Here is a 23,654-nt window from a genome sequence, read left to right on the forward strand (position 1 = left end):
GGATGGCGAGACGGCGTCTCACAATACAAGACACACTACGAGCGCGGGTCCGCGGTGGCTCTCTGGGCCCCCGCCGACCCGGAACGCGCCGTATGGCGTAATCCGCCCGCGCGATCCGCCACCCCGTGCGGGAATCCCACAAGCCCGATCTACACTCGGAAACCATGGAGACCGCCGCCGTCGAGGCAACCGACTTGGTCAAACGCTATGGCGACACCACCGCCGTAGCGGGCCTGGCGTTCCGTGCGCCGCGCGGCGCGGTGACCGCGCTCCTCGGCCCCAACGGCGCCGGCAAGACCAGCACGGTGGAGATCTGCGAAGGGTTCCGGCGCGCCGACTCCGGGCGGGTCCGGGTGCTGGGACTCGACCCCGCCTCCGACGCTGCCGCGCTGAAGCCGCGGGTCGGTGTGATGCTGCAGTCCGGCGGCGCCCCCACCGGCGCCCGCACCGGCGAGTGGCTGCGACTCATGGCCTCGTTCCACGCCCACCCCATCCCGGCCCAGGACCTACTGGAACGCCTCGGCATCGCGTCGACGAGCCGGACACCGGTCCGCCGGCTCTCCGGCGGCCAGCAGCAACGGCTCTCACTGGCCGCCGCCGTGATCGGCCGGCCGGAGCTGGTCTTCCTCGACGAGCCGACCGCCGGCCTCGACCCGCAGGCACGCATGGCCACCTGGGACCTCGTGGCCCAACTGCGCGCGGCCGGAGTCGGCGTGGTGCTCACGACGCACCACATGGAGGAGGCCGAACGGCTCGCCGACCACGTGGTGATCATCGACGACGGCCGGGTCGTCGCCGACGGCAGCGCCAGCGAGCTCACCGACTCCCAGCAGGAACTGCGCTTCTACGCCGAACCGGAGCTCGACACCGCGAGCCTGCTGGCCGCACTGCCACCCGCGAGTGGGGTCACGGCGCACCCCAGCGGGCGACGCACCCAGTACGTCGTCGTCACCGGCGCGCCCGGCGGACTCGGCCCGGGGTTCGTGGCCACCGTGACCACCTGGTGCGCGGCCAACAGCGTCCTTCCCGAGGAGCTGCGCGTGCAGCGGCGCACCCTGGAGGACGTGTTCCTCGAACTCACAGGCAGGGACCTACGCGATTCATGACCGAACCCGGCACCCACCGCTCCCGCTCCGCCACGACGTTCGCCCCCGCTCCCGGGGCGGCGCCCCTGTGGCGGATGGTCCTGGCGCAGTCGTCCATGGAACTGCGGGTCCTGCTGCGCAACGGGGAGCAACTGCTGCTCACCATGGTCATTCCGGTCCTGCTGCTGGTCGGCTTCAGCGTCACGGGTCTGCTCGACCTCGGCGCGGCGGCGCCGGTGGACTTTCTGACCCCCGGGATCATCGCGCTGGCGGTCATGTCCACCGCGTTCACCGGACAGGCCATCAGCACCGGGTTCGAGCGGCGCTACGGCGTCCTCAAGCGGCTGGGCGCAACCCCCCTATCCCGCTTCGGGCTGCTGGCGGCCAAGACACTCGCGGTGCTGGCGGTTCAGACCCTGCAAGTGGTGGTGATCTGCTCGGTGGCGTTCGGGCTGGGATGGGCACCGACCGCCGGAGTGGTCGGGGTCGGTTACGCCGCCGTGCTGGTGCTGCTCGCCACCGCCGCGTTCAGCTCGCTGGCCCTCCTGATGGCCGGGACGCTGCGCGCCGAGGCGACCCTGGCCGCCGCCAACCTCGTCTACGTCGTCCTGCTCGGCCTCGGTGGCGTGGTCTTCCCCGTGGAGCGGTTCCCGGAGTTCCTGCGTCCGGCCCTGGAAGGGCTGCCCATCACCGCCCTTGCGTCCGGCCTGCGCGCCGTTCTGGCCGAGGGCGCCGCGCCGCCGCTGCTGCCCCTGCTCGTCCTCGCACTCTGGACCGCCGCCGGAGCGGCGCTCGCCAGCCGCCTCTTCCGCTGGGAGTGACCGCCTCCCTACGCGTTCCCGCGGTGGCGCCGGGCTGGAACATCGGCGGTACGCGACGCGTGCCGCAAGGGGGCGGCCTTCGACACGTGCGGCACCCGCCCCCGGTGCCGGGGCGCGGGCCGACTCGGTAGGGTCGATCCTCGTGGAATACATCGGAGTGCCACTGGTCACCCTGGTGCGGACGCTCGGGCCACCCATCGTTGTGCTCGGGATAGGCGCGCTGCTTATCCTGCGCCGCCGCCCTCCCCGTGCGCGCCTGCTGTGGGCCGCGCTGGCGGCCCACCTCCTGGCGGCGGCTCTGCCGTTCCTGTGGCTCCTGGTCCAGGTCAGTACCGGGCTCACCGGGGAGACCGTCGTCGCCCTCATCATGACCCTGGTGCAGCCCGGTGTGGAGTTCGCGGCCTGGCTACTGGTCTTCGCGATGATCTTCGGCCGGCGCGTGTCCCCCATGGACGCCGCACCGGCCGAGCACGCGGGTTTCGAGCCCCGGCCCGGCCGGCCGGATCCGGGTTCCTCACCGGGGAGCGGGGCCGCTGCGTCCGCCGATCCGGTTGATCAGCGGGAACAGGGCTAGCACCAGTACACCGGCAACGCCACCGGCCAGCGCGCTGGGAAGGGGCGCCCCCAGGGACTCCAAGGCCAGGCGCGCCCCCGCGTAGACGGCGAGGACCAGGACAACGACCGAAACGGCGGCACCGACCCGAAAGGCGGGACTCGCCCTGCCCTCCCCCTTCGGCGCCATCCTCGTGGCGACCAGCCCGTAGAGCACGATCCACCCGACCATGAGGTAGTAGGCGTAGTCGTCCATTTCCATGAGGGCGCCCATCCCGGCGACGAAGACCGCGGCCACGGCCGCCTGCCGCACGGTGAGGAACGGGGCTGCCTGCCGTGCTTGCTCGGATCGCGTTCCCATTCGCTGTTCCTTTCCTTGCTTTCGAGTTGGTCGTGCCTGGGTCGGTCCTCCTGGAAGCGCCTCGCGGCCACGCCCCGCAGCGCGTTCCCGCCAGCCTGCTCACCTGGCACGAAGCGCCTCCAGCGCCCTGACCCGACCCCCCGTGCGCAGGATCGCGTTGGCGTAGACCCGAGCCGCCAGCGCGACGCAGACGGCCAGCACAACTGCGGTCAGCCCCACCGAGAGCACGGACTGCCAAGCGGGGACCTCCCCAAGCGCAGAACGCAGCGGCATCAACACCGGGGAGAAGAGCGGAACCAGGGAAAGCAGCTCTACCGCGGTCCCCGGGTTGTGGGGAGCCCTGGTGACGAGCATGACGCCGACCACAAAAGGAACCGCGAGGAGCGCCATCACCGGTTGCACCACGGGCTGCACGTCCTCCTGGCGGGAGACGAGCGCCCCTGAGGCTCCAAGGAGAGTCCCAAAGAGGAGATAGCCCAACACGAACCAGAGCAGTGCGGACGCGGCGGCACCGCTGGTGGTGTCGGGGACGGCGCCCAATTGGCCGGTGGCGGCCAGCGATCCCAGGGCCGCCACGACGATCGCCGCGAACTGCAGCACCCCCACCGCGCCGATCCCCAGCACCTTGCCGGCCATCAACTGCCACGGGCGCACGGTTGAGAGCAGGAGCTCCACCATCCGGGTGGCCTTCTCCTCCACCACCCCCTGCGCGACGTAGATCCCGAAGACAACGAGGAAGACGTAGAGCATCCCCACGGCGATCATGCTGAGCACGAGCCGCTCGCTGACCGCGGAGTCGCCAGCGCCCAGGTCGCGGGTCTTCACCGGTGCCGACAGCGCGTCCTGCACGGCCTCGGAATCGGCGTTGGTGCCCGCCAGTTCGGCGGCGAGCCGCTCTTGGCGCACGGTGCCGTCGAGGAGCGCCCGAAGGTCCGGGGAGAGCTCCCCGGCGACGACGATCTCGCGCTCGTGCGGCCCCCCGGTCAGCAGCGCGTCGATCTCACCCTCGCGCACCCGCTCCTCTGCCTGGCCCCGGGTGGAGACGTCCCGGTGGTCCACGTCGGTGCCGGTTTCCTGCGCCGTGGCCCGGACCGCTTCGAAGTATCCCGCCGCCTCCGGGGTGGCCGCGACGACGTGGTGTTCCTCTTCCTGCAGAGTGGACGCCCCGATGGTCATACCCACGACCACGAGGACGAGGAGCAGTGTGCTGAGCACGTAGGACCGGGCGCGTAGCCGGGTGCTGACTTCCCGTCTGGCGACCAGCAGGACCGTCGCCGCGCTCCCCAGGCGCCCGTTGCGCGTTCGCGCGGTGGTCATGCCGGGGTCTCCGCACTCACGGCGGTGCGGAAAAGCTCCGTCAGGCCCGGGCGGTTCGGGCCGAACTCCTGGACGGGACCGTGCCGCATCGCCGCGGCGAGCACCTCCTGGTCGTCGACGTCGTCGGCGAGTTCGAGGTGGACACGCCCACCGGCGGCCTCCAGCACCGACACCCCCGCAAGCTCCTCGGCCCAGGCCGGGTCGCGTCCGGAAAGGTCGACCACGAATCGTCGGGCGGTGTCCGAGCGCAGCTCCTCGACCGACCCGCAGGCGATCATCGCCCCCGCCCGAACGATCCCCACCCGGTCGCATAAGCGCTCGACCAGATCGAGCTGATGGCTGGAGAACAGCACCGGGATCCCGGCCGCGGCCTTTTCGCGCAGCACCTCGCTCATGACGTCCACCGCCATGGGGTCAAGACCGGCGAATGGTTCGTCCAGCACCAGGACCTCGGGGGCGTGGACCAGCGCTGCGGCCAACTGGACCCGTTGCTGGTTGCCCAGGCTGAGCCGGTCGACCTCGTCGTTGCGGCGGGCGCTCAGACCGAGCCGTTCCAGCCACGCGCCGACCGTCGCGCGCGCGGCACGCCTGCCGATTCCGTGCAGCTCAGCCAGGTAGGTCAACTGGTCGCGCACCCGCATTTTGGGGTAGAGGCCGCGTTCCTCCGGCATGTAGCCGACACGCCGGCGCGCTTCCAGGTCGATGCGCTCGCCCCGCCAGCGAACCTCCCCGGCGTCCGCGGCGAGCACCCCGAGGATGATCCGCATGGCGGTGGTCTTGCCAGCACCGTTGCCGCCGACGAACCCGAAGAGCTCACCTCCGTTGACGTGGAACGTCATGTCCCGCAGGGCCACCGCGTCGCCGTAGCGCTTGCTGACTCCGTCGACCTCCAGCGCCCGCACGTGCACCACCCCATGTCCCGCACTTTTGAGAATCACCCAACGTTCAACAGGGACAATAAGACAAACTGTTGGGAAAACACAACATAAATAGTGGTCTACTATACGGAGCTTTAACCACGGCAGACGCTACTGAGGCCCGAGACCGGCCGGACCACCCCACCCGGCCTCGGCTAGTTGCCCGGCGGCGATGACCCAACCGGGTACCGGTCTCCCACGAGAGAGCGGGCGTGGCTGACCGGTACCGCCGGCAGCGTGCCCGCGGTGGCCGGCCCCCGAGCCACCCGGACACCGCCAAAGCCCCCGCCTCGCCGCTCAGAACGGCCGTAGCGCGCTCCGGAACGGCGCTCTCACCCGACTCACCCGACCTCGAAATCCTCGGGGTCCTCGTCCGGCGCGGTCCAGGCGAAGGCCACCGTTGGAACCGACCCCGCCAGGCCCAGCGTGATGAGCAGCAACTGCGAGCTCTGGGCGACACCGGTGGGGTCCACGTGCGAGATCACCTGCAGATGGACCACCACGAGAGCGCAGCCGACCAAAGCGGTGTAGTAGCCGAGCGAGAGGAACCGATCGTGGATCTTCAGCTCCCGCTCATCCAGTTGAGACGGAGGCCGTTCGGTCACGCCCCGCGTTGCGGCCCGCAGCACCAGCCAGACAGCCACCCACAGGCCGTAACACACGCTCCAACCGGATCCGAGCTCGGAGGAGTCGCCGAGCAGTGCTCCCAGTACCAGGCCCACGAGCCCGAGAGCCCACAGCAGGGCGACCGCACGACGCGGGCTCCGGCTACGCCACGAGGATCGGCGCTGCTGCATCACGTCACTCCTGCCACTCGAGCACGTCGTGGGATCGGTCCGCCCCGGCCGGGACACCGCGTCACCGCGCACCCGGCCCACCGCCGTAAACGGACTCGGAGAGTGGAGCGAAGGGCTCCCGGCTGAAGACCGCCTCCACGGGAAGCCCGAACACGTCACAGAGCCGAAACGCCAGGTCAAGACTAGGGTAGTGGTCGCCCCGCTCCAGGGCTCCGACGGTCTGGGGATTGACGTCCACCATCTCGGCCAGTTGCGTCCGGCTGATGCCGCGTTCCGCCCGCAGTACGCGCAACCTGTTGTGGATGGGCAACCGGGTGCCCCGACTCGCCGGACTCATACAACGAAGGATTCCCCAAACCCAACATCCAGACAAGCCAACCCATCACGCGGGAACCGGAGCGCCAGCGCCGCGCCGCCGCCCTCCCCGGCCCGCACCGGTGCGCATCTGGCCGGCCAGCGAACTGGCACGTACCGGCGACAGCGTCTAGAGTGTCGCCTCACTCGTTCATCCAACGGAGTTCACGTGCTCTCACCCGAGGTCCTCTCGATCCTCGCCAACGTTCCGCTCCTGCTGCCCGCGTTCGCCGGGCTGCTCTTGGTCGCCCTGATGGCGCGGTCCTCACGCGTGCTCACCGTGATCGGGCTGCTGCTGATCATCGCGAACGCGGGATGGAGCCTCCTGCGAGATCTGGTTCTCTATGCCTACATCGGCAACCAGATCCCCGCGATGACGATGAACGTCCTGAGCTGGTTGAGCTTCCTGACGCTACTCGCGGGGTTCCTGCTGCTGGCCCTCGCCGCCACGGCGAAGCCGAAGCCGGCCGCGTCGCCGGTACCACCCGGCAGTTCACCGCACCCGCCAGCCCCCCACCATCAGCCCGCGCCAGCCGCGCCGCACCAAGGTGGCACCGGCCCCCACCCCGGCGCATGACAACCTCCCGCGCCACGCGACCTCACGCCACGGAGCCCTTCTCATGACATCCGTTGTCGTTGGCCTGCTTCTCGACGCCGTGTGCATGGCGATCGGCGTCTTCACGCTGTTCCGTGTCCGCAGGTGCACACGCGGACGGTTCGCCGTCGGTTTGGCCGGTTCCGCACTGATCCTGTACGTGCTCATCGCCACCCCGTGGCTCCTCTGGAGCCACTTCGGCACCTTGTCATTGACGAGCGCCTACGGCTTCCTGATTCCGGTCTTGCGCATAGCGACCTCGCTTATCTTCACCGCCGCGCTCGTGCTGTATCTCATCGCTCTGGTGATCCGGGAGCGCGAACTCGCGCCGCCACGGCAGCACGGGCCACAACCCGGCGCCCCCTACAGCGGCGCGCAGTACGCGGCGGCCCCGCACGGCGGCGGCTACGGCGCCCCGGGCCAGTACCAGCAGCCGCAGCAGCAGCCGCAACAGGCGCGGCCCGCCCCCCACGGAGCCGCGCCGCAGGGCCAGCATCCGGCCCCTGGCCAGTGGGCTCCGCCGCCCGGCTCCGGGCACTCCCCACCGCACGGTGCGCCCCCACCCGAGGCGCCTGAGGGCGGAGCACGTTAAACCGCCGGCGCGGCACCGCGCCAGTCGACCGCCTGGTACGCGACCCGAGTCCTGCCCAGGAACGGCGCCTCGTCAGGCGTCGCGCTCGATCGGGCAGGTCATGCAGTGCGGCCCACCGCGCCCGCGGCCGAGCTCGCCGCCGCTGACCGTGATCACTTCGATGCCGTTCCTGCGCAGACAGGTGTTGGAGGTGACGTTGCGCTCGTAGGCGAGTACCACGCCGGGCTCCACCGCGAAAACGTTGCAGCCGTCGTCCCACTGCTCGCGCTCCGTGGAGAACACGTCCTGGGTCGGGGTGAGCACCGTGATGTCGTCGAGGCCGGCGGCCCGCGCGATCGCGCGGTGCATCTCCTCCGGCGGATGGTCGATGACCCTGAGCTCCGTCTCAGAGTCGCCCGGCTCGATCGTGTAGGAGGGCAGCATGCCCAGGCCCGCGTACTTCGTGAAGACGCCGTGGTCCACGTTGGTCATCACGGTGTCGAGATGCATCACCGCCCGGGCCTTGGGCATCCAGAGCCCGACAATGCGGTCGGCTCCCCCGCGGGCGAACAGCTCACGCGCCAGCAGCTCGACCGCCTGCGGCTGGGTCCGCTCGCTCAACCCGATCAGCACCGCCCCGTTCCCGATGGGCATGACGTCGCCGCCCTCGATGGTCGCCGGTGCCCAGGACGGCCCCGGGTTCCAGATCTCGAAACCGCCATCCGCGAACAGGGGGTGCCAGTGGTAGATCGCCTCGTAGTGGATCGTCTCCCGGCGGCGCGCCTTCCGGCGCATGGGGTTGATCGACACCCCGTTGTAGAGCCAGCTTGAGGTGTCGCGGGTGAAGAGGTGGTTGGGCAGCGGCGCGAGCACGAAGTCGTCCAGGCCGAGCGTGTGGAACCACACCGACCGCGGTTCCGCGATGCGCTGCAGCAGCTCCCGCTTGGTGATCCCGCCGACGAGGTGTCTCCGCAGGGTCGCGTCGGGCATGGCCTCGAAGGCGTCGCGGATCGGCCCGATCGCGATCGGCCCGTAGAACCGCTCGTCCAGCAGGTTGTCCAGGATGTGCTTCCTGGCCGCGGGGATGGCCAGCACGTCCTGGAGCAGGATGTGGAAGTGGTGCACCCGCACTCCGCGCTCGCGCAGCCGCGCGACGAAGTCGTCGTGCTCCTCGCGGGCGCGCTTCACCCACGGAACGTCGTCGAACAGCAGCACCTCGTTGTTCGACGGGGTGAGCCGCATAAGTTCGAGATCCGGACGATGCACGATGACCTGGCGAAGCTGGCCCACCTCGGATGCGACCGAGAAATTCATGCCCTCCGGTCCCTGCCGGTGTCGTGACCGTTCCCGACTATACCCGCGACCCGCCCACCGAGCCGGAGGCAGGGCACTGCCGGGTCTGGGAGCGGCGTAGGGTGACCAGACGTGGGTTCGATCGGTTCGTCCGGCGGATACGCCGGGACGGGGTGGCGGGCGTGGCCGCCCCGCGGTGCCGCCCTGGTACGCGCTGCCGGCGACTCCATCCCGCCCGCCGGCTTTGTCCTGATCGGCATTCTCTCCGTGCAGGCCGGTGCCGGGGTCGCAAAGAACCTGTTCGCGGTCCTGCCACCCAGCGCGGTCGTGTGGCTGCGCCTGCTGACCTCCGCCGCCGTCCTGCTCGTGCTCGCCCGGCCGGCCCTCAGGGGCCGGAGCCGCGCCGACTGGCTGGTCGTGGTCGCCTTCGGGTTGGCCCTCGCCACCATGAATTTCGCGATCTACGAGTCGTTCGCGCGTATCCCGCTCGGGATCGCGGTGACCATCGAGTTCCTCGGCCCTCTCACGGTGGCCATCGTCGGCTCGCGGCGCGCGCTCGACCTGGTGTGGGTGACGCTCGCCGGTATGGGCGTGCTGCTGCTCGGCCGCGGCGGCTCGGCCCTGGATCTGATCGGAATCGGCTTCGCGCTGCTCGCCGCCACGGCGTGGGCGTGCTACATCCTGCTCAGCGCCGCGACCGGGAGGCGGTTCACCGGGACGTCGGGGCTGGCTATCGCCAGCGTGGTCGGTGTGCTGTTCATCGGGCCGGCCGCGGTGGCCCAGGGCGGGGCCGCCCTGCTGGACCCGCGCCTGCTGCTCGTCGGCCTATTCGTCGGGGTGCTGTCCTCGGTGCTGCCCTACTCCCTGGAGATGCGGGCTCTGCGGCGGATGCCGCCGCGCGTGTTCGGGATCCTGATGAGCCTGCAGCCCGCTGCGGCCGCTCTGGTGGGGATGGTGCTGCTCGCCGAGTTCCTGTCGGTGGTGCAGTGGATCGCGGTTGCCTGCGTGATCACGGCGAGCGCGGGGGCCACCCGGACGCAGCGGCGCTCCAATGAGGAGCGAACGGGCGAAGCGGACAGCGGCGGCCGGGGCTGAGGCCCCTCTCTGGTCGGCCGCGAGAACGGGTACCGCTGGCGGTAGGCCGCCCTCCAGCGGAGGAAGCGCACCGTGGTTCCGAGGAGCTCCCCGGCATCTACTACAGTGCGTCGTATGGTTGGTTCCCCACCCGCGTTCGCCGCGGACGGCATGATGGTCCTCGGTCTGCCGTTGTGGGCGTGGCAGGGCGCGGTCTCGATAACCGGCGTCACGGTGCTCGTCCTGCTGGCGCGGCCGTTGCTCCGAGGGCGCATGTCGTCGCTGCGGTGGTGGGCGCTGGGGAACATCGTCGCCAACGCGGTGATCACGCTCAGTGGCGCCACCGTGCGGGTCACCGGATCGGGTCTGGGCTGCCCGGAGTGGCCCAGGTGCACCCCCGACAGCTTCGTGCCGGCCGACACGGCACACAGCACCCTGCAGGCCGCGATCGAGTTCGGCAATCGGACCCTGGCGCTCCCGGTACTGGCCGTGGGCGTGATTGTGCTCGCTGCACTGCTGCGGACGCGTCCGCGGCGGCGCGACCTGACCGCCATGGCCGCCGCCATCGTCGTGGGGGTCGCCGGTCAGGCGGCGGTCGGCGGTGTCACCGTGTGGAGCGGGCTGCACCCGATCACGGTCACCGCGCACTTCCTGCTCTCCATGCTCGTCCTGGCCGTCGCCGTCGCGCTGTACGTCCGTTGCCGCGAACCTGAAGGTGCGACGCGGCCCACGGTCACCCCGTCCGCCCGCGCGCTCACCCTGGCGCTGGTCGCCGCCGGGTTCCTCGTGCTGGTGGCGGGCACCATCGTCACCGGAAACGGCCCGCACAGCGGCGATCCGGACGCCCCGCGCTGGGGGTTGGACATGGTCCTGATCTCCCGGGTGCACTCCCTGCTGGCATGGCTCGTCGTCCTCCTCACCGCCGCCCTGATCGTGCTGCTCGTCCGCGGAGCACCGCGCCAGGCCCGGGTCCAGGCGTGGCTGGTACTGGCGGCGCTCCTCGGGCAGGGCGCCATCGGCTACACGCAGTACTTCATGGGAGTTCCCGAAGGGCTCGTGGTGGCGCACGTCCTGGGCGCCGTCCTCACCTGGGTCGCCATCGTCCGGCTGTACTTCGCCACCTCGGAGCGCGTCGCCGGCGATGCGGTCAGCGAGGGCCCGGCCCCTGCGGCCCCGGAGGCGGGGGCTCCTGCGGGGGCGGCTGGCCACTAGCTCCGGGCTCCTGCCGTGCTGCGTGGGCCTGCGTGATGACGTGCGCGAAGTCGGAGCGGGTGAGGAACCCGGAGTCGGTCGTCGTCGGTGCCCACGCCGGTGCCGCGGGCACCCGCGCCCGCCCCAGGAAAACCTCGCGCGCGACGTGCATGAGCGCCAGGATCGCGTCGCGCCGCCGCTCAGGGTTGGGCCGCGCCACGCCGCGGTCCAGGCGCTGGTGCAGCAGCGCCAGTTCGGTCGCGGCGAGCTGGTAGTCCTTCATCGCCCGCCGGCCGCGCTGGCCGGCGTTGCGCCGCGCCCACAACCGCGCAGCGCGGCGTCCGCCCATCGAGCTGAGCATCCGGATGTCGTTCGTGGTGACCAGGCCCGTGGGGATGTAGCGCGGCAGGTGGTGGGCGATCGCGCCCACCTGGCGGCGACGATCGCGCACCGCGATCGCGATGATCACCACGAACACGCCGAAGAGTAGGACGTAGGCGATGGCGAGCCCACCCCAGCCGAAGGTCGTCGCCCAGTTCCAGATCGCGTGCAGCCCCACGGCCGCGACCCATCCGGCGACCGGCGCGAACAGCCGGGACCGCCCGCGGTGGATCGCCGCGTAAGCGACGCCGATACCGATCATGGCGGTGTAGATGGGGTGCGCGAACGGCACCACCAGCCCGCGCAGCACGAACGTGAAGACCAGCCCGAACAGTCCTTCCTGGAAGAACGACGTCAGGAAGTACAGGGCGTTCTCGGAGAAGGCGAACCCGATCGCCACCATCGCGGCGTAGATCACGCCGTCGGTGTAGGAGTCGATCTCGTGACGGTGCCGCCAGAGCAGCAGGAGCAGCACGATCCCCTTGGCACTCTCCTCCACGACCGGAGCGATCACGGCCGTGCTGAGAACCACCCCGGCGTCGGGGCCGAACACCGGCACCGCGTACAGCTCCATCCCCACGGTGTTCAGCAGGAAGGACAGCACGATCGCCACGCCCGCGCCCCACAGGAACGCGAAGGCCAGCATCGAGGTCGGTTCGGGCTCCAGCCGGTCCAGCAGCAGGATCAACGGGACCACGATGGCGACCGGAACGACCGCCGCCGCCACGCTGAGGAGGAACCCGACAGCACCTGTGACCCCACCGGTGGCCAGTCCTGCCCACAACAGGTAGCCGAGCATGCCCAGAGCGCAGGCGATGCTGACCGTGATGCCGACGCGCAGCGCGATGGATCGGCGTCCGGGTTCGGTTCCCTGCAGGATCGCCTTGGTGTCGAGTGCGGGCATGACCTTCAATGGTATCCACCCGGTCCCCGCCGCCCCGGGAGCGCCACGCCTTAGCGGCGGAATCGCCTCTCCCGCGGGCGGTGCGCGGCACACCCGCGGTGGCCCGCACCGGCCAGAGCCCGAAGGTTCCCGGCCACCCAGGCGCCCGCGAGCGAAGCGAGCCCAAAAAACACACTCGGGCGCCGCCGGGGTTCTGAGGGTCCGGAGGTGGGGAAAGCGAGGAACGAGCGACCACGCCGGAGGGCCCGAAGGTTCCCGGCTTCCAGGCGCCCGACCAGTTAACCGGGTTCTCACATCCAAAGCGATAGAGTTCAGCCGCCTCGGTACCCGACACGTCCGCGGTAGAGCTTGGAGTCCTCCCGAATGCCCACGACAGCCACCGCCTCCACCGCGGCCCGGCCCGCAGCCCCTTACCTGTGGCTGCTGCGTGCGGCCGTGCTCGCGCACGCGGCGCTGCTTCTGTTCGAGTTCGCCACTGCCGGCCAGTTGGTGTCCGGCGCGTTCGGCGCCCTGCCGCTGCACTCGACGGGTGCCATCGTGTTGCACGTCACCGCCGGCATCCAGTTCGGCGCGGCGGTGCTGCTCTGGTGGCCGGGCCGCGGGTCGGCGCTGCCGGGCGTGCTGAGCGCAGTCGCGTTCGCACTGGGCTTCGGGCAGGCCTACCTCGGCAGCCACCGCATACTCGACCTGCACGTGCCCGTCGCGATGGTCCTGGTCGCCCTGGTCACGTGGGTGCTCGTGTGGAGCTGGAGCACCTCGGCGCACCATAACCGTTCCTGACAGCGGCGGCTGGACCGCGCAACCGGTCAGCCCAGGGCGTTGGCGAGCAGCGGGTCGATGGTGACGGCGGCGAAGAGCAGCGCCAGGTAGGCGTTGGACAGGTGGAAGAAACCCATCGTCCGCAGCCGGGGGCCGGTGGCACCGGCGCGGACCTGGATAAGCAGGCGGTGCGCCTGCACCAGGAGCATGCCGCCCAGAATGAGGGCCACGACCGGGTAGAAGAGCGTTGTGCCGGCTACCGGCCAGAGCGCCATCGACACGGCCACGGTCGCCCAACTGTAGAGCACGCACTCCAGCAGCACCCGGCGCTCGCCCGCCACCACGGGCAGCATCGGGACCTTGGCGGCGGCGTAGTCCTCGCGGTAGCGCATCGCCAGTGCCCATGTGTGCGGCGGCGTCCAGAAGAACACCACAAGGAACAGCACGAACGGCGCCCAGTCCAGCCGGTCGGTGATCGCGGACCACCCGATCAGCACCGGCATGCACCCGGCGATCCCGCCCCACACGACGTTCTGCGCGGTACGCCGCTTGAGCAGCATCGTGTAGCCGAAGATGTAGAAGAGGATCGCGAACAGCGACAGCCCCGCCGAGAGCCAGTTCACGAACACCGCGAACCCGGCCGTCGAGCCGGCGGCGAGCACGAGCCCGTAGGTCATCGCCCCACGCGGGGTGACCTGGTCCATGGCCACCGGGCGACGGCGGGTGCGCCGCATCTCCTGGTCGATGTCGCGGTCGAGGTAGCAGTTGATCGCGTTGGCGCTGGCGGCCGACATGGTGCCGAAGACCAGGGTCGCTACGGCGGTCCACAGCGGGGGCACACCAGCCGCGGCCACGAACATCACCGGGATCGTGGTGATCAGCAGCAGTTCGATGACGCGCGGCTTGGACAGCGCCACATAGGCGCGCACGTACGCGCGCAGCCCTGCCGCGTTTCCGCCCGGCTGTGGGGCGGCCGACCGCGTTGCGTTGCCGGATTCGGCGGCCGAAGAGTCGGACGCGCCGTGCTCGGGTTGGTTCACCAGCGTCATGGGGTCCGTCGCACCCCCGGCCCGGTGCCGCACGGCTCGTTCACGGGGCGTCCGCACGGCCCGGAACGCACGGCGGGAGACATCCGCACTACGGACACAGACACGCTGAACCTCTAAGTACTAGGGACCTTCACTGCTCGCCACAGCGGGATCTCGGCCACTCCCGACACCACGTCAAGAACGCCCAACCCCGTCAACGACATACTGTAGTACTTCCGTTGGAGCCCGGTTGACCGGGGGCGTGGGCGGGACCCGCGTGGAGTGCGGCGGCGCGCTCCGCTGCGCAGCCTATCGAGGCGCCGGAGCCCGGCGGGCGCCGGGTGCGCGGAGGCGGCGGCACACCACCGCTCGTAGTGAGATGTGCAGAACATATCCGCGGAACCATCCGGACGATAGGCTCGCACCTGGCCGCACATGCCGCCCCAGCCACGGCCGGCCCGGGTCGTTCCGCAGGCCCGCGAACCACCCTGGCAGGCCGCCTCAACCACGGATAACCTCGCAGTTACCGGACCTGGTCCCACAGGAAGCCCGGTGTGCTGAGCCGAATGCCGAAAGGAGCCCTGAGCCCGCGTGAACATCGACACCTCCAAGCCCCTTGAATGGTCGGAGACCGACCGTCGCGCCGTCGATGTGGTCCGCGCTCTCGCCATGGACGCCGTAGAAGAGGCGGGCTCCGGTCACCCCGGCACCGCAATGAGCCTGGCTCCCGCGGCCTACCTGCTGTTCCAGAAGGTCATGCGGCACGACCCCAGCGAACCCGAGTGGAGCGGACGCGACCGTTTCGTGCTGTCCTGCGGCCACTCCAGCCTGAGCCTGTACATCCAGCTCTACCTCGCCGGGTACGGGCTCGACCTCGGAGAGCTCAAGCGGCTCCGGCAGTGGGCCAGCCACACGCCCGGCCACCCCGAGTACGGACACACAGCGGGGGTCGAGACCACCACGGGTCCCCTCGGGCAGGGGATCGGTAACGCGGTCGGCATGGCCATGGCCGCGCGTCGGGAGCGCGGCCTGTTCGACCCCGAGTCCGCCCCCGGCGAAAGCCCGTTCGACCACTTCATCTACGCCATCTGCTCCGACGGCGACGTCCAGGAGGGGGTCAGCCACGAGGTGAGCGCGCTGGCCGGCACGCAGAAGCTCGGCAACCTCGTCCTGATCTACGACGACAACCACATCTCCATCGAGGACGACACCCAGATCGCGTTCTCCGAGGACGTCGCGGCGCGCTACGCCGCCTACGGGTGGCACGTCCAGGAGGTCGACTGGGCCGCGGGCGACACCTACCACGAGGACGTCGAAGCCTTGTACGCCGCGGTGCTCGCCGCCCAGGCCGAGACCGAACGGCCGTCGTTCATCAGGCTGCGTACGATCATCGGCTGGCCCGCCCCGAACAAGCAGAACACCGGTGCGGCGCACGGCGCGGCCCTCGGCGCCGAGGAGGTCGCGGCCACCAAGCGGGTCCTCGGGCTGAACCCGGACACGCAGTTCGACGTCGCCGACGACGTACTCCGCCACACGCGGCGCGCCCTCGACCACGGGCGCGACGCCCGCGCCGCGTGGCAGCGGGAGTTCGAGGAGTGGCGCGCCAGCGCCGGGGAGCGCACCGAACTGTTCGACCGGCTGCGTTCGGGCAAGCTGCCCGACGGCTGGGAGGACGCGCTGCCGGTCTTCGAGCCCAGCGAGAAAGGCATGGCCACCCGCAAGGCCAGTGGCGAGATCCTCAGTGCCATGGCGCCCATCCTCCCCGAGCTCTGGGGCGGCTCCGCCGACCTCGCCGGGTCCAACAACACCACACCCAAGGACGAGCCGTCGTTCATCCCCGAGGAGTACTCCACCAAGGCGTTCTCCGGGAACCGGTTCGGCCGGGTACTGCACTTCGGCGTCCGCGAGCACGGCATGGGCGCGCTGCTGAACGGCATGGCGCTGCACGGCCCCACCCGGCCGTACGGTGGAACGTTCCTGGTGTTCAGCGACTACATGCGCCCGTCGGTACGGCTGGCCGCGCTCATGGGACTGCCGGTGACCTACGTGTGGACGCACGACTCCATCGGCCTGGGTGAGGACGGCCCCACCCACCAGCCGGTAGAGCACCTGTGGGCATTGCGGGCCATTCCGGGCCTGGACGTCATCCGCCCGGCGGACGCCAACGAGACTGTTGTTGCCTGGCGGACCGTCATGCAGCACACCGACCGCCCGTCAGCGCTCGCGCTGACCCGGCAGAACGTCCCCACCCTCGACCGCGGTGACCTGGGCGACGCCGAGGGCACCGCCCGAGGGGGATACGTCCTCGCCGAGGCCTCGGGCTCCGAGCCCGAGGCGCTCATCATCGCCACCGGCAGCGAGGTCGAGATCGCGCTGCAGGCCCGCGAACGGCTCGAAGAGTCGGGCACACCCACGCGGGTAGTGTCCATGCCAAGCGTGGAATGGTTCAACGAGCAGGGCGACGCCTACCGGCAGCGGGTGCTGCCGCCGTCCGTTCGGGCCCGTGTCGCGGTCGAGGCCGGCATTGGACTGGGGTGGCGCGAATACATCGGCGAAGCCGGCGAGACCGTCGGACTGGAGCACTTCGGGGCCTCGGCCCCGTACCAGACGCTCTACGAGCAGTTCGGGATCACATCCGACCGCGTGGTCGCAGCGGTACACGGCAGCATCGCCCGGCTGGGCCGCGATAAGGGAACGACGACCGGGAACTAGCAATGTTTTTTTGGGCTCGCTGGCGCTCGCCGGGTCGGGTGCCCGGAAGCCGGGAACCTTCGGGCACCTCCGGTGTGGCGCCCAAACGGCTCCGCCACTCGCGGACGCCCCACCTCCGGACCCTCCAGAACCCCGGCGGCCCCCGACCTGTTTTTTTGGGCTCGCTGGCGCTCGCCGGGTCGGGTGCCCGGAAGCCGGGAACCTTCGGGCACCTCCGGTGTGGCGCCCAAACGGCTCCGCCACTCGCGGACGCCCCACCTGCGGGCCCTCCAGAACCCCGGCGGCACCCGACCTGTTTTTTGGGCTCGCTGCCGCACGCCGGGTCGGGTGCCCGGAAGCCGGGAACCTTCGGGCACCTCCGGTGTGGCGCCCAAACGGCTCCGCCACTCGCGGCCACCCCACCTACGGACCCTCCAGAACCCCGGCGGCACCCGACCGAGCCGAGGGCCCTTCACAGCAGTGAAGGACCCTTCGTCACCTCAGGCCCCTGCTCGCGCAACCCGGCCGCGCACCGCGGTCGACGACGAGACTGGTGAGACACCATGACGAACCCACAAGGCAGCACCAATCCACTGGGCGAGCTGTCCGGCGAAGGCGTCGCCGTATGGCTCGACGACATCAGTCGGGAACGGCTCCGTTCCGGCAACCTCGCGAAGCTGGTCGCCGAGCGCAACGTGGTCGGCGTCACCTCCAACCCGACGATCTTCGAGAAGGCGCTCAAGGAGGGCGACGCCTACGACGCCCAGACGCGCGACCTCGCTCTGCGCGGCGTCTCTGTTGACGAGGCGGTGCGCGCGATCACCGGATACGACATCCGCTGGGCGGCCGACGTACTGCGCCCGGTGTACGAGTCCACGGGACGCGTGGACGGCCGGGTCTCCCTGGAGGTCGACCCCCGCCTGGCGCGCGACACCGAACGCACGGTCGCCGAGGCGCGGGCCCTGTGGTGGCTGGTCGACCGCCCCAACCTGCTGATCAAGATCCCGGCCACCGTCAACGGTCTACCCGCCATCACCCGCGCCCTGGCCGAGGGCATCAGCGTCAACGTCACCCTGATCTTCTCGCTGGAGCGCTACCGCCAGGTCATGGACGCCTTCCTCGCCGGGCTTGAAGGCGCCCGCGAGAACGGCCACGACCTCGCGGGGATCCAGTCGGTCGCGTCGTTCTTCGTCAGCCGGGTCGACGCCGAGGTCGACTCCCGGCTGGAGCGCATCGGCACCGACGATGCCGCCCGGCTGCGCGGCCGGGCGGCGATCGCCAACGCCCGCCTCGCCTACCAGGCGTTCGAGGAGGTTATGTCCTCGGAGCGGTGGAAGGTGCTGGCGGCCGCCGGGGCGACCCCGCAGCGCCCTCTGTGGGCCTCAACCGGGGTCAAGGACCCCGCCTACGACGACACCCGCTACGTCACCGGCCTCGTCGCGCCCGAGACCGTCAACACGATGCCAGAGGCCACCCTGGAGGCCATGGCCGACCATGGCGAGGTCACCGGCGACACTGTGCGCGATGGCTACGCCCAGGCCCGTGCCGACCTCGACGCCCTGGCCGCTGTCGGGATCGACTACGACGACGTCGTCCGTTTCCTGGAGGAGGACGGCGTCGCGAAGTTCGAACGGTCCTGGGAGGGATTCCTGGAAGGGGTGGCGCGGCACCTCCGCGGGTAGGGGGCCAACGGCGGCACCCGCGACGGGCACCGTCCGGGGTGCCCGTGCACCCGCCGGGCGGGCCGCCGCCCGGCGGCCGGCACAACGAACAGGTCGAACAGGTCAATACGCGTGTGAACTCCAGGAAGGATCCGACCTCCGTGACTAGCAACCAGGTACGGGCGGGCAATCTCACTGTCGAGGCGCGCGGTGCCGCGGCCGACGCGGCCGGCTCCGCCGCCAAGTCTCTGGCCGACGACGGCGTCGCGGCGCGCCTGGCGGCCAAAGACACCAACCTGTGGGGTCCCGCGGCCGCCGAGGAGGCGACCATCCGGCTCAACTGGCTCGACCTGCCCCGTTCCTCCCGCGCGCTGCTCCCGGAGCTGGCCCAACTGGCGGCTGACGCCCGCGCGGCGGGGCTCGACCGTGTGGTCCTCGCGGGCATGGGCGGGTCCTCGCTGGCTCCCGAGGTCATCACCGCCGACCGCGGTGTGGACCTGGTCACGCTGGACACCACCGACCCCGGGCAGATCCGGCGTGTTCTCGCGAACGGGCTGCAGCGCACCGCGCTCGTGGTGTCCTCGAAGAGCGGCGGAACGGTCGAGACCGACAGTCACCGCCGCGTCTTCGAGTCCGCGTTCCGCGACGCCGGGATCGACCCGGCGGAGCGCATCACCGTGGTCACCGATCCCGGCTCCCCCCTGGCCGAACTCGCGGCCGAACACGGCTACCGGACCTTCCTCGCCGACCCGCACGTCGGGGGGCGCTACAGCGCGCTTAGCGCGTTCGGGCTGGTTCCCAGCGCGCTGGCCGGTGTGGACGTCGAGGAGCTGCTGGACGAGGCCGAGGCCCTGGTGCCGTCGCTGGGAACCGAGCTGGAGAACCCCACCCTGCTGCTCGGGGCCGCCCTGGGCGGTTTCAGCGGGCACGACAAGGTCGTGCTCACCGGCGAGGCCCCCGTCGGGCTCGGCGACTGGATCGAGCAGCTCGTGGCCGAGTCGACCGGCAAGGACGGCACCGGCCTGCTTCCGGTCGTCGTCGAGAGCCCTTCGGCTCCCGGTACCGACCCCGGCCCCGACAGGCACCTCGTCACCTACTCCGCGAGCGAGCCCGCGCCGGTGCCCACCGACGGCACCGCGGTCTCCGGGCCACTGGGCGCGCACTTCCTGGCGTGGGAGTACGCCACCGCCATCGCCGGCCACCTGCTCGGTATCGACCCGTTCAACCAGCCCAACGTCCAGGAGTCCAAGGACAACACCCGGGACCTGCTTGAACGGCACGGCGACACCCCGTTGACCGAGGGGACGCCGCTGCTGGTCGACGACGACGCTGGCGTCCGGGTGCACGCGACCTCCGGCACTCTGCCCGGCGATACCGGCGGCCTCGATTCTGTCCTGCGGGCGTTGCTCAGCTCGGTGCCCGATTCCGGCTACCTCGCGGTTATGGCCTACCTGGACCGCGACGCCGATTCTGCCGCCGCAGCACTGCGCGCCAGCCTCGCCGCGGCTACGTCGCGGCCGGTGACCTTCGGCTGGGGTCCGCGCTTCCTGCACTCCACCGGGCAGTACCACAAGGGCGGGCCCGCCAACGGTGTATTCCTGCAGATCACCGGGGAGAATACGGACGACCTGGAGGTGCCGGGCCGGCCGTACACCTTTGGTGAGCTGCAGCTCGCCCAGGCCCTCGGTGACTTCGGGGCCCTCGGCGCGCGGGGGCGCCCGGTGGTCCGGCTGCACCTGCCCGACCGCGCCGCCGGCCTGGCACGGGTGCGCGAGGCGGTCGACGCGCTGCGGCGCTGACGACGACCCCGGCCGCCGCCCAGGGGCGGCGGCCGGGCCGAGCACAAGAAGTGGGGTGTTCGAGGTCGATCTCCCAGGGTTGCCGGTGACCGGCCCGCGGATCCCGCTTCGCGTGCGCCCACCCAGCGACCCGACAACCAACCCCTTCCGGGGCTGCGGCCCTGGACTTGCTCGGAAGAGAGCCCGATGAAAGAACCGGTGATGCCGGGAGCGGTCCCGAATCCGCTGCGCAGTGGACTGGACCGGCGACTGCCGAGAATCGCCGGCCCAGGCGTGCTGGTGCTGTTCGGGGTCACCGGCGACCTCGCCCGCACCAAGCTGCTCCCGGCCATCTACGACCTTGCCAACCGCGGCCTGCTCCCACCAGCGTTCGGCCTGGTCGGAGTGGCCCGCCGTGAGTGGGACGACCAGGACTTCGCCCAGCTCGCGTATGACTCCATCCGGCAGCACGCGCGCACCCCGTTCCGCGAGGACGTCTGGCGCCAGCTCAGCGAGGGCCTCCGGTACGTCCACGGGGAACTACACGAGGACGAGGCGTTCGACAGGCTGGTCAACGCCGTGCACGACCTCGACCAGCGGCGGGGCACCGGAGGCAACGTCGGTTTCTACCTCTCGCTGCCGCCGAAGCTGTTTCCCACCGTTATCCAGCAGCTCAAACGCTGCGGACTCGCCGAGCCCGCGGAGGGCTCATGGCGGCGCGTCGTCATCGAGAAGCCGTTCGGCCACGACCTGGAGAGCGCCCGGGAGCTCAACGCGGTCGTGGACGAGGTGTTCCCGCCGCAGTCCGTGTTCCGAATCGACCATTACCTGGGCAAGGAAACCGTCCAGAACATCCTGGCACTGCGGTTCGCCAACACCCTCTTCGAACCCGTCTGGAACCGAAGCTTCGTCGACCACGTGCAGATCACGATGGCCGAGGACATCGGCGTCGGCGGCCGTGCCGGCTACTACGACGGCATCGGGGCGGCCCGCGACGTCATCCAGAACCACCTCCTGCAGCTCCTGGCGCTGGTGTCGATGGAGGAACCGGTGACGTTCAGCGCCGACGCCATCCGCGCGGAGAAGGAGAAGGTGCTCTCGGCGGTGACCCTGCCGCCGGACCTCGCCACCGGCACCGCACGGGGGCAGTACGCCGCGGGGTGGCAGGGCAGCGCCGAGGTCCGCGGCTACCTGGATGAGGAGGGCATCCCCGACGACTCCGCCACCGAGACCTACGCGGCCATGAAGCTCGGGGTGAACACCCGCCGGTGGGCGGGTGTTCCGTTCTATCTGCGCACCGGAAAGCGGTTGGGCCGCCGGGTCACCGAGGTGGCCCTGGTCTTCCAGCGCGCGCCGCACCAGATGTTCAGTCACGGCGACGTCGCCGAGCTCGGGGAGAACGCGCTGGTGCTGCGCATCCAGCCCGACGAGGGTGTCACGCTGCGGTTCGGCTCCAAGGTCCCGGGTACCGCCATGGAGGTCCGCGACGTCACGATGGACTTCACCTACGGCCAGTCCTTCACCGAGTCCAGCCCGGAGGCCTACGAGCGGCTCATCCTCGACGTGCTCATCGGAGACCCGCCACTGTTCCCGCGCCAGGAGGAGGTCGAGCTGTCCTGGACGATTCTCGACCCGGTCGAGGAGTTCTGGGCCAAGAACGGCCCCCCGGAGCAGTACAAGGCGGGCACATGGGGCCCCACGTCCGGGCACCAGCTTCTCGCCCGCGACGGGCGCCACTGGCGGCGGCCGTGACGCCCGCACGCGCCGCCCGAGACACCCAGTCCGGCCGGGAACGCCAAGGGGGACAACAATGACGCTGTACCTGCCCCGCACGACAACGTCGCAGATCGCCGAGGAACTCGCGAGCGAGCGGCACAACGTGGGCGGTGGCGCCATGAACATGGTGCTCACGCTGATCATCGTCACCGGCGAGGCCGACCACTACGATGCGCTGCGCGCCGCGACCGAGGCCGGGCGCGAGCACCCGTCACGGGTGCTCACCATCATCCAGCGCGACCCCGAGGCCGAAGCCGCGCTCGACGCCGAGATCCGCCAGCCGGGCACCGCCGGGCCCGGCGAGGCGATCCTGCTCCGGCTCTACGGTCCCCTCGGCGAGCATCCCGACGCGGTCGTCACACCGCTCCTGGTGCCCGACGCACCCGTGGTCGCCTGGTGGCCGGGCCGGGGACCCGAGAACCCGTGGGCCGACCCCGTTGGCCGGCTCGCACAGCGCCGCATCACCGACTCGGTGCGCGCGCCCGATCCCATCGCAGACCTGCGTGCCCGCATCCGGAACTACCGCCCCGGCGACACCGACCTCACCTGGACCCGGATCACACCGTGGCGGTCTCTGCTGGCGAGCGCCATGGACCGCCCTTGCGGCTGGGTGTCGGCCGCGGAGGTGTCGGCCGAGCGGAACTACCCCAGCGCCGAGCTCCTCGCCGCCTGGCTGTCCGACCAGTTGGAGGTCCCCGTGCGGCGTATCGAGTCCAACGGGCCCGGCCTGACCGACGTCCGGCTCATCGCCGACTCCGGTGACATCCGGATCACCCGTCCCGACGGCCGCCTTGCCACCCTGTCGCGCCCCGGCCAACCCGACCAGACCGTCGCGCTGGCCCGGCGCCGCACCCCTGAAGCGCTCGCCGAGGAACTGCGCCGCCTCGGCCCCGACGTGGTGTACGCGAGCGCCGCCAAACACATCGACCCGCTCATGGACCAGGCGGAGGTTCCCGCGTGACGCCTCCGCCGTCCGCGGTCGTGCACCCCGGCCCGGACCTGTTGGCCAAGGCCACCGCCGCGCGGCTGGTCACGCTACTGGTCGACGCCCAGGCCGCGCGGGGAACGGCCGCCATTGTCCTCACCGGCGGCGGTATCGGAACGTCCGTGCTCGGCGAGCTCGCCACCGCTCCGGCGCGCGACGCCGTCGACTGGCGGCGCCTGGACGTCTGGTGGGGCGACGAACGTTTCCTCCCCCGCGGCGACCCCGAACGCAACGAGACAGGCGCCCGTTCCGCACTGCTCGACCATGTCAATGTCGACCCGGAGCGGGTGCACCCCATGCCGGCGTCCGGCGACCGCAACGGCGACGACGCCGAGCGCGGTGCGGACCACTACGCCCGGGAGCTGTTGGCGGCGGCCCGCCCGGAAGACCACGCGGATGCTCCATCATTCGATGTCTGCCTGCTGGGGATCGGACCCGACACCCATGTCGCCTCGCTCTTCCCGGAGCAGCCTGCGCTGTACGAGGACGAGCGCACGGCGGTCTCGGTGCACGGCGCGCCGAAACCGCCACCCACCCGCGTCACCCTGACCCTGCCGGCCATCCGCTGCGCGCGCGAGGTGTGGCTGCTCGCCTCGGGCGAGAGCAAGGCCGACGCGGTGCGCCTCGCCCTTGCGGACGCCGGTCCGGTCCAGGTTCCCGCCGCGGGCGCGCGCGGCAGGAAGCGGACCCTGTTTCTCGTCGACCGTGCCGCGGCGCGCCGCCTTCCCGCGGACCTCGTGGCTCCGGGCGTGCTGTAGTAGGC

General features: G+C 71.0%; 22 protein-coding genes. 14 read left to right on the plus strand and 8 right to left on the minus strand.

The annotated features are described in order from the left end of the window. Nucleotides 1–164: 164 nt before the first annotated feature. From F4561_RS15680 to F4561_RS15690, 3 genes are all read left to right on the plus strand, one after another. Nucleotides 165–1,106, plus strand: a complete 942-nt coding sequence (locus tag F4561_RS15680; RefSeq protein WP_184579794.1) for an ABC transporter ATP-binding protein — start codon at nt 165–167, stop codon at nt 1,104–1,106. Beyond that, nucleotides 1,103–1,906 (plus strand): ABC transporter permease, encoded by an 804-nt coding sequence (locus F4561_RS15685; protein WP_184579796.1) that lies wholly within the window; start codon nt 1,103–1,105, stop codon nt 1,904–1,906. The genes F4561_RS15680 and F4561_RS15685 overlap by 4 nt, the downstream gene beginning before the upstream one ends. A 142-nt stretch (nt 1,907–2,048) precedes the next feature. After that, nucleotides 2,049–2,480 carry a hypothetical protein gene (locus F4561_RS15690; RefSeq protein WP_184579798.1) on the plus strand — a complete coding sequence of 144 codons (432 nt, stop codon included), beginning with the start codon at nt 2,049–2,051 and terminating at the stop codon, nt 2,478–2,480. On the opposite strand, the gene F4561_RS15695 is transcribed toward F4561_RS15690, so the two are convergent. The 5 genes from F4561_RS15695 to F4561_RS15715 form a co-directional block, all read right to left on the minus strand. After that, on the minus strand, nt 2,421–2,819 hold the full coding sequence (locus F4561_RS15695) for a hypothetical protein (protein WP_184579800.1): 399 nt from the start codon (nt 2,817–2,819) through the stop codon (nt 2,421–2,423). The genes F4561_RS15690 and F4561_RS15695 overlap by 60 nt on opposite strands. A 99-nt stretch (nt 2,820–2,918) precedes the next feature. Continuing rightward, nucleotides 2,919–4,136, minus strand: coding sequence for an ABC transporter permease (locus F4561_RS15700; protein WP_184579802.1), 1,218 nt, complete (start codon nt 4,134–4,136; stop codon nt 2,919–2,921). Next, complete coding sequence (locus F4561_RS15705; RefSeq protein WP_312885298.1) at nt 4,133–5,074, minus strand: ABC transporter ATP-binding protein; 942 nt, start codon at nt 5,072–5,074, stop codon at nt 4,133–4,135. The genes F4561_RS15700 and F4561_RS15705 overlap by 4 nt, the downstream gene beginning before the upstream one ends. 320 nt (nt 5,075–5,394) lie before the next feature. Then, nucleotides 5,395–5,850: a hypothetical protein gene (locus F4561_RS15710; RefSeq protein WP_184579804.1), complete on the minus strand. Its 456-nt coding sequence runs from the start codon at nt 5,848–5,850 to the stop codon at nt 5,395–5,397. 61 nt (nt 5,851–5,911) lie between these two features. Beyond that, nucleotides 5,912–6,187, minus strand: a complete 276-nt coding sequence (locus F4561_RS15715; protein WP_184579806.1) for a helix-turn-helix transcriptional regulator — start codon at nt 6,185–6,187, stop codon at nt 5,912–5,914. Nucleotides 6,188–6,373: 186 nt separating this feature from the next. Here F4561_RS15715 and F4561_RS15720 point away from each other — a divergent pair, with 186 nt between their 5' ends. Continuing rightward, on the plus strand, nt 6,374–6,781 hold the full coding sequence (locus tag F4561_RS15720) for a hypothetical protein (RefSeq protein WP_184579808.1): 408 nt from the start codon (nt 6,374–6,376) through the stop codon (nt 6,779–6,781). Between the two features lie 43 nt (nt 6,782–6,824). Then, nucleotides 6,825–7,391 carry a hypothetical protein gene (locus F4561_RS15725; protein WP_184579810.1) on the plus strand — a complete coding sequence of 189 codons (567 nt, stop codon included), beginning with the start codon at nt 6,825–6,827 and terminating at the stop codon, nt 7,389–7,391. A gap of 72 nt (nt 7,392–7,463) precedes the next feature. Here F4561_RS15725 and F4561_RS15730 read toward each other — a convergent pair whose 3' ends face one another. Next, a complete protein-coding gene (locus tag F4561_RS15730) occupies nt 7,464–8,684 on the minus strand; it encodes an arginine deiminase (RefSeq protein ID WP_184579812.1) in 1,221 nt (406 codons plus the stop codon). A gap of 183 nt (nt 8,685–8,867) precedes the next feature. Here F4561_RS15730 and F4561_RS15735 point away from each other — a divergent pair, with 183 nt between their 5' ends. Together F4561_RS15735 and F4561_RS15740 are read left to right on the plus strand one after the other, a co-directional pair. After that, nucleotides 8,868–9,758 carry an EamA family transporter gene (locus F4561_RS15735; protein ID WP_184583710.1) on the plus strand — a complete coding sequence of 297 codons (891 nt, stop codon included), beginning with the start codon at nt 8,868–8,870 and terminating at the stop codon, nt 9,756–9,758. A 114-nt stretch (nt 9,759–9,872) separates the two neighbouring features. After that, the gene (locus F4561_RS15740) at nt 9,873–10,949 is read left to right on the plus strand and encodes a COX15/CtaA family protein (protein WP_184579814.1); all 1,077 of its coding nucleotides are present in this window, start codon (nt 9,873–9,875) and stop codon (nt 10,947–10,949) included. On the opposite strand, the gene F4561_RS15745 is transcribed toward F4561_RS15740, so the two are convergent. After that, complete coding sequence (locus tag F4561_RS15745) at nt 10,885–12,213, minus strand: PrsW family intramembrane metalloprotease (RefSeq protein WP_184579816.1); 1,329 nt, start codon at nt 12,211–12,213, stop codon at nt 10,885–10,887. The genes F4561_RS15740 and F4561_RS15745 overlap by 65 nt on opposite strands. Nucleotides 12,214–12,576: 363 nt before the next feature. Between F4561_RS15745 and F4561_RS15750 the strand changes: the two genes are divergently transcribed. Continuing rightward, nucleotides 12,577–12,993: a hypothetical protein gene (locus tag F4561_RS15750; RefSeq protein WP_184579818.1), complete on the plus strand. Its 417-nt coding sequence runs from the start codon at nt 12,577–12,579 to the stop codon at nt 12,991–12,993. 26 nt (nt 12,994–13,019) lie between these two features. Here the strand turns inward: F4561_RS15750 and F4561_RS15755 are convergent, their stop codons facing one another. Further along, nucleotides 13,020–14,021, minus strand: a complete 1,002-nt coding sequence (locus tag F4561_RS15755) for a heme o synthase (RefSeq protein ID WP_184579820.1) — start codon at nt 14,019–14,021, stop codon at nt 13,020–13,022. 570 nt (nt 14,022–14,591) lie between these two features. Here F4561_RS15755 and tkt point away from each other — a divergent pair. The 6 genes from tkt to pgl all read left to right on the plus strand — a co-directional run bounded on the left by tkt (nt 14,592) and on the right by pgl (nt 23,649). Next, nucleotides 14,592–16,712 (plus strand): transketolase, encoded by a 2,121-nt coding sequence (tkt, locus tag F4561_RS15760; protein ID WP_184579822.1) that lies wholly within the window; start codon nt 14,592–14,594, stop codon nt 16,710–16,712. Nucleotides 16,713–17,254: 542 nt separating this feature from the next. Beyond that, nucleotides 17,255–18,373: a transaldolase gene (tal, locus tag F4561_RS15765; RefSeq protein WP_184579824.1), complete on the plus strand. Its 1,119-nt coding sequence runs from the start codon at nt 17,255–17,257 to the stop codon at nt 18,371–18,373. Between the two features lie 140 nt (nt 18,374–18,513). After that, entirely contained in the window at nt 18,514–20,151 is a 1,638-nt protein-coding gene (locus tag F4561_RS15770; protein WP_184579827.1) for a phosphoglucose isomerase-related protein, read from the plus strand. Between the two features lie 201 nt (nt 20,152–20,352). Then, entirely contained in the window at nt 20,353–21,882 is a 1,530-nt protein-coding gene (gene zwf / locus F4561_RS15775; RefSeq protein ID WP_184583712.1) for a glucose-6-phosphate dehydrogenase, read from the plus strand. 58 nt (nt 21,883–21,940) lie between these two features. Beyond that, nucleotides 21,941–22,867 carry a glucose-6-phosphate dehydrogenase assembly protein OpcA gene (locus F4561_RS15780; protein ID WP_184579829.1) on the plus strand — a complete coding sequence of 309 codons (927 nt, stop codon included), beginning with the start codon at nt 21,941–21,943 and terminating at the stop codon, nt 22,865–22,867. Further along, nucleotides 22,864–23,649, plus strand: coding sequence for a 6-phosphogluconolactonase (gene pgl, locus F4561_RS15785; protein WP_184579831.1), 786 nt, complete (start codon nt 22,864–22,866; stop codon nt 23,647–23,649). Before F4561_RS15780 ends, pgl begins: the two co-directional genes overlap by 4 nt. Nucleotides 23,650–23,654 lie beyond the last annotated feature (5 nt).

The organism is Lipingzhangella halophila, from assembly GCF_014203805.1.
In the GTDB taxonomy this organism is placed as follows: domain Bacteria; phylum Actinomycetota; class Actinomycetes; order Streptosporangiales; family Streptosporangiaceae; genus Lipingzhangella; species Lipingzhangella halophila.